The sequence below is a fragment of the Boseongicola sp. genome (genome assembly GCF_057460485.1).
On sequence record NZ_JBVCWP010000422.1, the window covers coordinates 1 to 2,405 of the forward strand.

The following is a 2,405-nucleotide window of genomic DNA, read 5'->3' on the forward strand; positions in this document are numbered from 1 at the left end:
GAATAATCTGGCGAAGAAGTAGCGGCCGATACCGCAAATTTCAGTTTACGCTGATTGTTAGCGTATTGCGATTTGATGCATGCCGGAGGAAACAAGCTGGAGGACTGCAATGGGTCGGAAGCGGAAGTTAGGCAGAATCCTGGCATTTGTTCCGCTAAGTGGCGGAAAGCAGAACTTCGGTTGTAAGGCAAACTCCGACGCGCGGAGCCGGGGCTGCGGCTAGAGGAACACCGCTGCGAGACCCACGCCGGCGACGAAACGAAAGCCGACATGTGGCCGGATTGTATTGGACATAGTGGTTCTCCATTGCGGTACAGTATTTGTCAGTTGCGATCGTGTCCCATCCAGAGCCCGTTGTCTCTACGCGAGCACACATGGGGACTGGACTGGTACCGGATGAGGGCTTGCGCCCCGTGCCGTATCAAGGCTCGCTGTGCAGACGCAGCAGCGAGAGAAACCTTACGTGGCCGGCAGCAGATCAGGTGGGGCAATAAAAAACGGACGGGGCGAGCCCCGTCCGTTGCACCATCAAAACCCGTTGCTTCAGGCCGCGTGTTGCCTGGCGGCAATCTTGTGGAAAGTGGAGTTGGAAACCTCGTAGGTTCTGACCTCCGGTGTTCCATCAACCAGGCTCGACAGCAGTTTGGTCACTTCGGCGTATGAACCCTTGTTGTAAGCTTCTGCACTTTCCTTGGTATCCCACAGGCTCACTGCAAAAGCGCGCCTATCTGTCGGGCTTGAAAAGGAAATCTCATCCTGGAAGCCTTTCTGCTTGCGCAGCATCGGGATGATTTCCGACTCCAGCTTCTTGGTGTAGTCGGCTCTGATGTTGGGCTTGAGTTGCATCGTTACTTGGCGTGCATACATGTGTTTCTCCTAACGCTTGAATGGCCGAGAGGGGTTGTCAGATAATTTTTTTAGTTAATTATTTCAGATGCCCTTTCGATCCATTAACCATATTATGTTAAGTAACTTGAATAGTCAATTCGAATTTGAGATTATATGTTGAGTTAACATCTTTGATTAACAACACGGAACCGCAGATGAAAGTTTCCTCGATCATCCAAGCACGATTGAAGGAATTGGGGTTCGATCAAAAGGGCCTGGCCGCGGCGGCCGAAGTGACCGAATCTTACATTTCCCAGCTCCTGACCGGAAAGAAATTGCCGCCCGCGCCCGATAGGACGGACATCTATCAGAAGATGGATCAGTTCCTGCAGTTCCCGAATGATGAACTCGCCAATTTGGCGCGTGCGGAACGAATGGAACATCTCAAGCGGGGATTGGAAGGCGCGCCCGCGCCACTGTTGAAGGACGTTCGAGACCTGATCCTGCGTAAATGCACGGCACGAAAACTGAACGAAATTCGAGCGATTTTCGAAAGGCAGCCTCTGGGCGAACTCGAGCGGTTCGTGACCCAGCGTTTGCTGGATGTCGTCAGCCGGGTCGCCAGGACGGAGTTGGACAATGAGAAATGGCTGCGCGACGTGGCCCAACTGAGCGGCAAAAGCTACGCACAGATGCGGGTCGTCATCCTGCAGTTTCTCGACACGAACATCTTCAACGTGTCAAACGAAAACTGCGTATCGTTCCTCGATCCGCTGATTGCCGCCTGGGACATCGATCTCGAGACGTTCAGCATGGAAATCCTGTTGAACCAGCGACTCGTTCCGGGGCATCCGAAGAAGTTTGCATTTGTCCAAACCGAACCGGACGAACTGGACGACGACGAGCCGGGCCTGGTCGAATTCCTTCGCGATTCATCCCTCAGCGGTGATATCTCGACCGATGAGGTCAAGTTTTTGAGACGGCTGAGATTCAACGGCAAACGCCCTCAACCTCTTTACTACTATCGCGAACTACAGAATCTGCGGGACCCGCTGCATTTTCGGAACGCGCCGCGGTAGATCGACGGCTCGGGTTCTCGTGCCGCCACGACACGGCATCAACCATCGGGTTTTCACAGCCCGTCATCCAGCGACAGCAGAGAGAGGGAATTGACCTTGAATTGCTGCCAGTCCATCGCGGACACTGACCACCTGCTGGGCGGCAGCAGGGGGCTGTCGAGCGACAGTGTCTAGCGCAGCAAAATGAATGCAATCGTCGCACCGCTTTTGGCAGGTCGATGGCTGGGCGAACCCATGGAACCGAGTTCCGTTTGGGGTCGAAAGCAGCCATTGGAGGCTACAAGAGGCCGACTTCCGCTTTGCGTCAGTAAGCAGAACCTAATCTGCCTGGGTGAAGATCGTCACTGAGTTCCGCTATCGGCCATAAGCGGAAGCTCACTTGGCTTGAAGTAGAATGACTCTTGGTGAATCAAATCGGACATAGATAGAAGCGTACGATGAATGGTTTTAAGTTGGTAATCCTATTGATGCTGATCGTGCTCGGCGCTTCTGCAGGAC

Annotated in this window: 2 protein-coding genes; one reads left to right on the forward strand and one right to left on the reverse strand. The window is 53.7% G+C overall.

What is annotated here, in order from left to right; all coding sequences use genetic code 11:
* Positions 1-543: 543 nt before the first annotated feature.
* Positions 544-867 carry a hypothetical protein gene (locus tag AC221Y_RS23080; protein ID WP_486708622.1) on the reverse strand — a complete coding sequence of 108 codons (324 nt, stop codon included), beginning with the start codon at positions 865-867 and terminating at the stop codon, positions 544-546.
* 206 nt (positions 868-1,073) lie between these two features.
* Here AC221Y_RS23080 and AC221Y_RS23085 point away from each other — a divergent pair, with 206 nt between their 5' ends.
* A complete protein-coding gene (locus tag AC221Y_RS23085; RefSeq protein ID WP_486708623.1) occupies positions 1,074-1,907 on the forward strand; it encodes a helix-turn-helix domain-containing protein in 834 nt (277 codons plus the stop codon).
* Positions 1,908-2,405 lie beyond the last annotated feature (498 nt).

Bases quoted from the DNA above. Each gene is read 5' to 3' on its own strand.
- AC221Y_RS23080 (WP_486708622.1), bottom strand. From the start codon at position 867: ATGTATGCACGCCAAGTAACGATGCAACTCAAGCCCAACATCAGAGCC.